The 7,101-nt window shown below is 65.6% G+C and carries 7 protein-coding genes; 3 read left to right on the top strand and 4 right to left on the bottom strand.

What is annotated here, in order from left to right:
* Nucleotides 1-458 (top strand): DUF1028 domain-containing protein (locus HUK82_RS13150; protein WP_176614395.1); only part of this gene is annotated, 458 nt, incomplete at its 5' end.
* Complete coding sequence (locus tag HUK82_RS13155) at nt 455-1,660, top strand: arabinose transporter (RefSeq protein WP_176614396.1); 1,206 nt, start codon at nt 455-457, stop codon at nt 1,658-1,660. The genes HUK82_RS13150 and HUK82_RS13155, both read left to right, overlap by 4 nt.
* A 35-nt stretch (nt 1,661-1,695) precedes the next feature.
* Here HUK82_RS13155 and HUK82_RS13160 read toward each other — a convergent pair whose 3' ends face one another.
* Together HUK82_RS13160 and HUK82_RS13165 are read right to left on the bottom strand one after the other, a co-directional pair.
* A complete protein-coding gene (locus HUK82_RS13160; protein WP_176614397.1) occupies nt 1,696-4,080 on the bottom strand; it encodes a phosphoketolase family protein in 2,385 nt (794 codons plus the stop codon).
* Between the two features lie 44 nt (nt 4,081-4,124).
* Entirely contained in the window at nt 4,125-5,327 is a 1,203-nt protein-coding gene (locus HUK82_RS13165; RefSeq protein ID WP_176614398.1) for an acetate/propionate family kinase, read from the bottom strand.
* A 195-nt stretch (nt 5,328-5,522) separates the two neighbouring features.
* On the opposite strand from HUK82_RS13165, the gene HUK82_RS13170 reads away from it, so the two are divergent.
* The gene (locus HUK82_RS13170; protein WP_176614399.1) at nt 5,523-6,119 is read left to right on the top strand and encodes a nitroreductase family protein; all 597 of its coding nucleotides are present in this window, start codon (nt 5,523-5,525) and stop codon (nt 6,117-6,119) included.
* Between the two features lie 84 nt (nt 6,120-6,203).
* Here the strand turns inward: HUK82_RS13170 and HUK82_RS13175 are convergent, their stop codons facing one another.
* Nucleotides 6,204-6,560, bottom strand: coding sequence for a YidB family protein (locus tag HUK82_RS13175; RefSeq protein WP_176614400.1), 357 nt, complete (start codon nt 6,558-6,560; stop codon nt 6,204-6,206).
* 120 nt (nt 6,561-6,680) lie between these two features.
* Nucleotides 6,681-7,101 (bottom strand): energy transducer TonB (locus HUK82_RS13180; protein ID WP_176614401.1); only part of this gene is annotated, 421 nt, incomplete at its 5' end.

The following is a 7,101-nucleotide window of genomic DNA, read 5'->3' on the forward strand; positions in this document are numbered from 1 at the left end:
TCCGACAGTTGCTGGTCGTCGACCGGCACGGTGGCGTCGCGCAATGGTCGGGGGAACGCTCGCTCGGCATCAATGCATCCGCCCGTGGTCCGGGTGTCGTCGCGGCGGGCAACATGCTGGCGTCCCCCGCCGTTCCCGACGCGATGGTGATGGCGTTCGCGAACGCAGACCCGGCGGATGAACTGGGCGCGCGCGTGCTCGGCGCGATGCGTGCCGGGCTGGCTGCCGGCGGAGAAGCCGGTCCCGTGCATTCCGCCGGACTGGTGGTCGTAGCGACGGAAGCATGGCCCATCGCCGATCTTCGGGTAGACTGGACGGAGGGAAATCCGATCGATGCCTTGTCGGGGCTGTGGGATCTCTGGGCGCCCCAGATGCACGATTACGTCACCCGGGCCCTGAACCCCGATGCCGCGCCTTCGTATGGTGTGCCCGGTGATCCGGGCGGGGAACCCGGATGACGGCACGTCCGTCGCTGCGCGGCGATCCCGCCCTGCGCGCCCTTGCAAGACTGGCGGTCTGCGTCTTCCTGACGTTCATGACGATCGGGATGCCCCTGCCGGTGCTGCCGCTGTACGTTCATGACGCGCTCGGCTTCGGTAATCTGGTGGTGGGCAGCGTGATCGGGATCTCGTTCCTGGCCACTGTTCTGACGCGCGGACTGGCAGGGCGCGAAGCGGATCAGACCGGCGCGCGGCGTGTCATGCTGCGTGGCATGGTCCTGTGCGCGGTCTCTGGGGCGACGATGCTGGCCGCGGGGCTTTTGCCTCTGGGCGGCCATGGGCGGCTGGCGGTCCTGCTGGTCGGGCGGCTTATTCTGGGACTGGGCGAGAGCCAGTTGATCGTCGCGATGCTCGGCTGGGGCATCGCGCTGGTGGGCAGTGCGCGCTCGTCGATCGTTCTGGCGTGGTGCGGCATGGCCATGTACGGCTCGGTCGCGGCGTCCGCGCCTGTGGGCTTCTGGCTCTACCACCATGGCGGGCTGGCGCTGGTCGGGGCTGTCGCGGCGCTGCTGCCGTTGATGTCCATCGCGCTGGCATGGCCCGTCCGGGGCGTGCCGCCGGTGCGCGGCGAACGCCAGTCGTTTTTCAGCGTCGTTCTGCGGATCTGGCAGCCGGGTGCGGTCGTGATGCTGCAGGGCGTGGGCTATGCCGCGATCGGTGCCTTCATCGCGCTTGATTTCTCAGACCACCACTGGCCGGGCACGGGCATCGCCCTGTCCTTTTTCGGCATCGGCTTCGTGATCGTCCGACTTTTCGCCGGACACACGCCGACGCTCTATGGTGGTTTTCGCGTCGCCATCGTGTCGTTGACGGTGGAGACGCTGGGGCAGGCGACACTGTTCCTGGCCCCCGATGCCATCGTGGCACTCGTGGGTACGGCGCTGACCGGGGCGGGGTGCTCGATGGTGTTTCCATCGATGGGCGTCGTGGTGGTTCAACACACTCCGGCCCATATACGGTCGACGGCTCTGGGCGCGGTGGCGGCCTTTCAGGACATCGCCTATGGCCTCACAGGCCCGGTGACAGGGCTTGTGGCGACGTCGTTCGGGTATCCGGCGGTCTTTGCCGCCGGTTGCGTATGCGCGGCGACGGGACTGGTGATCGTCTTGGCGATCAGCGCCGGTGGTCTGGGGTGGGGGCGTCCGGGGGAGGCGGCGTAGGGTCCCCCTCCCGCGAACGGGAGGAGGGAGTCCGGTTACGACCAGCGCCAGTCTTCGATTTCCGGCAGATCGCGCCCGTGTTTCGTGATGAACGTCACATGGTCGATCAGCTTGTCGTTGATCGCCTGCTGAGCATATGCCGCACGGCTCTGGAGCCCGGGCACGTGCTTGATCACGTTCGAGACGATATGGAAGCGGTCGAGGTTGTTGCGTACCACCATGTCGAACGGCGTGGTGGTCGAGCCCTCTTCCCGGAAGCCGTGGACATGGAAGTTGCGGCTGTTCGAGCGCTTGTAGATCAGCTTGTGAATCAGCTGCGGATAGCCGTGATAGGCAAAGATCACCGGCTTGTCGGTGGTGAACAACGCATCGAACGTGGCGTCCTCCAGCCCATGGGGATGCTGTTGCTTCGATTGCAGCGTCAGCAGATCGACGACGTTGATGAAGCGCACCTTGAGGTCGGGCACGTGCTCGCGCAGCAGCTTGACCGCCGCGAGCGCCTCGACCGTCGGCACGTCACCGGCGCAGGCGATGACCACGTCGGGTTCGGACTCCTTGTCGTTGCTCGCCCACTCCCAGATCCCGATGCCCTGCTCGCAGTGTTTGATCGCCGCGTCCATGTCCAGCCACTGAAGCTCCGGCTGCTTGCCGGCCACGATGACGTTGATGCGGTCGTAGCTGCGCAGGCAGTGATCGGCGACCCACAGCAGGGTATTGGCGTCCGGTGGCAGATACACCCGCGTCACGTCGGCCTTCTTGTTCAGCACATGATCGATGAAGCCGGGGTCCTGATGGCTGAACCCGTTATGGTCCTGCCGCCAGACATGCGACGTCAGCAGGTAGTTGAGCGAGGCGATCGGACGGCGCCACGGCACTTCCTTCGCGGTCTTCAGCCATTTTGCATGCTGATTGACCATGGAATCCACGATGTGGATAAACGCTTCGTAGCACGACAGGAAGCCATGGCGGCCGGTCAGCAGATAGCCCTCGAGCCATCCCTGGCAGGTGTGCTCGCTCAGGATCTCCATCACGCGGCCACCTTCGCCCAGATGGTCGTCGTAATCGACCGTCTCGGCTTCCCAGGCACGAGGGGTTGCGTCCAGTACGGCATTGAGGCGGTTGGAGTTGTTCTCGTCCGGCGCGAGCACACGGAAATTCCGGTGCTTTTCCGAATTCTTCATCACGTCGCGCAGATACGTGCCCAACACGCGCGTGGCTTCGCCGATCGTGCGGCCCGGCGCTTCGACCGCGACGGCATAGTCCTGAAAGTCGGGCAGATTGAGAGGACGTTTGAGAATTCCGCCGTTGGTGTGCGGATTGTCGCTCATGCGTCGCGCACCCGTCGGCGCCAGTGCCGCGATATCGGCGTGCAGACGTCCCTCCTGGTCGAACAGGTCTTCGGGGTGATAGCTGCGCAGCCATTCCTCAAGAAGCTGGAGATGGCCAGGCGCCGTCAGGTCAGAGAACGGCACCTGATGCGCACGCCAGTAGCCTTCGGTGCGCAGGCCGTCGACCGTCTTCGGGCCCGTCCAGCCCTTGGGGCTGCGCAGGACGATCATCGGCCATGTCGGACGGGTGGTATCGCCGTCTTCGCGAGCGGCCTTCTGGATCGACGCTATACGATCGAACGCTACGTCCATCGCGGCCGCCATCTTCTGATGCATCACGTCGGGCTCGTGCCCTTCGACGAACAGGGGCTCATACCCATAGCCACGCAGCAGGGCGGCCAGTTCGGGCTGCGGGATACGGGCCAGCACGGTCGGGTTGGCGATCTTGTAGCCATTGAGGTGCAGGATCGGCAGAACCGCGCCGTCATGGCGGGGATCGAGAAACTTGTTGCTGTGCCATGACGTCGCCAGCGGCCCGGTCTCGGCCTCGCCGTCGCCGATGACGCAACCCACGACCAGATCGGGGTTGTCCAGGGCCGCGCCATAGGCGTGAGACAGCGAATACCCCAGTTCGCCCCCTTCATGAATCGAACCCGGCGTGGTCGCGGCGGCGTGGCTCGGAATGCCGCGCGGAAAGGAAAACTGTTTGAACAGCTTGCCGATCCCGGATTCGTCCTGCGTGATCTCGGGAAAATATTCCGTGTAGGTACCTTCGAGGTACGTACTCGCGACCACGCCGGGCGCGCCGTGGCCCGGCCCGGCGATGAAGATCACGTCCGTGTCGCGTGCGCGGATGATGCGGTTGAGGTGCAGATAGACGAAATTCAGTCCCGGCGTGGTGCCCCAGTGTCCCAGCAGCCGAGGCTTGGTGTGCTCCAGACGCAGCGGCTCACGCAGCAGCGGATTGCCCATCAGATAGATCTGGCCGACCGAGAGGTAGTTCGCCGCATGCCACCAGCGGTTGAACGCCCGGACGTCGTCCGCGGAAAGCGGTTGTGCCTCCAGGGCCTTGTCGGCAACGGGTTGGCTCATCTCAAGCTCCTTCATGAAATGCGTCTGGGCCGCGCGTGTCGCGCTCAGCCGATCTGCTGCAGAACGCAGCGGCGAATGACGTCTTCCTCGTCGGCCGGTTCGACGCGCACCTGCACGGCGCTGTCGGCGGCGCTGATCGTGGGCGCGCTCCGGTCGTTCGCCTGCGTGTCGAGGCGAACGCCCAGCCAGCCCAATGCCGCGCACAGACGCGCGCGCACATAAGGGGTATGTTCGCCGACCCCGGCGGTAAAGACCAGACCATCGAGGCCATCAAGAGCGGACACCAGCCCCGCGACCTCTCGTGCGAGACGATAGATATACAGGTCGAGCGCCTGCATCACAGGCGGATCATCTCGGTGGGCCAGAAGATCGCGCATGTCGGCCGACCGCCCTGAGACGCCCAGCAGCCCCGATTCGTGATACAGAAGGTGCTGCAGCCGATCGTGATCATAGCCCAGCGCCTGGGCCAGATAGAGCGTGACGCCCGGGTCCAGATGCCCGCAGCGCGTGCCCATGACCAGACCGTCGAGCACCGAGAAACCCATGGTCGTGTCGATGCTTTTCCCGTCACGGAGCGCGCACAGACTGGCGCCGCTGCCCAGATGGGCGACAATCGTGCGTCCTTTGGCCAGTGCGGGCGCGATGTCCGACAGGCGCCGCGCGATATGCTCGTAGGACAGGCCGTGAAACCCGTATCGCCGCACACCCTGATCGGTGATCGTGCGCGGCAGGGCGAGGCGCTGCGCCACGTCGGGCATGTGCGCGTGAAAGGCCGTGTCGAAACACGCGACCTGCCTCAACTGTGGCCGGTGGTCACGCAGGGCCCGCACCGGTGCAAGGGAGGCCGGCTGGTGAAGGGGAGCAAGCGGCGTCAGAGTATCGAGCGCCGCAAGCACCTGATCCGTGATGACACAGGGGGCCGTGAACCGCTCTCCACCATGGACGACGCGGTGCCCGGCGCCCAGCAGGGGCGTGTCGCCCATGAACGTGTCCAGCCAGTCCATCACGGCCTTGATGCCCGGCATGGAGCCCCGATCGGCATCCCCGTCGTCCTGGGCCGACTGCTGTGCGATCGTTTTCCCGTCGCGGTCGTAGGCGACGAAGCCAGGCCGCGCGCCGCCGATTTCGACCTCGCCGCGTGCGAGTGGGCGTGCTTCGGGGCCGGCCGGATACACGGCGAATTTGACGCTCGACGAACCGGCGTTCAGTGCCAGAACAGCGCCGGCCTCGGCTGAGTACGGTGGCATCGGGGTATCACGGCTCCCTCTGTGAACGCCCACCATAGAGCCGTCCGGTCGGCGTGCGCGTTGACCAAAATCAAGCGCCGTGTGATCTGGACAGAGGCCCGGAGGGCGACATGGCGCCGGATAGGCCCCGGCTTTTGCTGCCGCACGGTATCATGCCTGTCGTCTGTCTGCCCATGAGAGAAAGAGGTTCCGTCCATGACCAACGCTCCCGAGCGCGCCACCGCACCCTCCGTCAACCGGCTGTTCGTCGACCGCTGGTCGCCGCGCGCATTCGCCCCCGATACGTTGGATGCGCAGACACTGCTGGGTTTTCTCGAGGCCGGGCGTTGGGCCCCGTCGGCTTACAACTCGCAGCCGTGGCGCTTTTTCTACGCCCTGCGCGGCACGCCGGCATGGTCGTCGTTTCTGTCGTGGCTGATTCCGTTCAACCAGTCATGGGCCGGCAACGCCGCCGCGCTGGTGTTCGTCGCCTCGCGCAACACGATGGTGCCGCCCGAAGCCACCGACCCTGTCGATGCGCCCACCCATGCCTACGACACGGGGGCCGCAGCGGTGCAGGTGATGCTCCAGGCGACGCACGAGGGCTGGGCCGCGCATGCGATGAGCGGCATCGATGCCGCTGCGGCGCATGCCGGCCTGAAACTTGGGGCGGACGTCACGGTGCTCACCGCGATTGCAATCGGCAAGCAGGGCGACAAGGGAACCCTCCCGGAGTATCTGCAGGGCCGGGAAGCACCGTCCGACCGCCTGCCGCTCGAGCAGGTCGCCTTTGAAGGCGGCGCACCCGCCTGATCAGGTCGTCCGGTCGGGCCCCGCTGTCTTTCGTCAGCGGGGATGAGAAAAAAACGGAGCGCCAGAGCGCTCCGTGTGATCGGATCAGACTTCCTCGTGCCGTTTCGCCATCCGTCGGACGGCCTTGGGCAACACTTCCTGAAGCGTCGTCACGACTGCGTTCTCGGTCAGGCCTGTTTCATGCGCGAAATGGTCGATGGCGCTTTTCGGCAGCAGGGCCCGTACCGTGTCCTCGGTGGTGATCTCTGTGCTGTCGGATGTGGACCAGCTTTTCACCTCCTGCTCCAGACCGGCCGTGCGGGCGTGTTCGTGGAAAGGTTCGTGCCCGACGCCGTGGAGGTATTCATGCAGCGACGATGTCAGGCCGGACTGGTCGTATTGCGCGCCGGTCACGAAGTCGCCGATGTGCTTGGCGGATTTCAGGGGGCTGGGAGTGGACATGGTAATGCGCTCCTTGATTCGTTGACGATGTGAGACCCAAACGCGGAGGCTCCGTTCGGGTTGCGATCGCCGCCCTGCACTCTGCGGGAGCCAGCCTTTCTGCTTCTTCGCGCGATCGGATCAGCGCCGGATCAGGATGTAGTTGATCGTCAGATCGATATCGAAGTGATCGCCCTTCATGTCGGGCGGCACCGGCGGCAATTGTGCGTTGCGGAACATGCCGGTCGTGGCGGCATCGAGTGAATAGGAACCGGACTGCCCGGTCAGGCGCACCGCCTTTACGTGGCCGCTGCGGTCGAGAACCACATGCACCGACGACGGCCCGTCCTCGCCGTTTCGCGCGGCGTCCTCGGGATAGTACATATGTGAGCGTATCCAGCGGTCGATCTCGCCCTCATAGTCCTCGCTGACGCCCCGGATGGTGGTGCGCGTCGAGTAGGGCGCGTTGATCTGACCATCCTTGACCAGCGGTCCGACGGACAGATCGATCGGCGCGCCGGCCCCGCCGGACCGCCCGCGCCGTGCCCGTGGCGGCGCGGGG

It is taken from the genome of Ameyamaea chiangmaiensis (assembly GCF_013376175.1).
Classification (GTDB): Bacteria; Pseudomonadota; Alphaproteobacteria; order Acetobacterales; family Acetobacteraceae; genus Ameyamaea; species Ameyamaea chiangmaiensis.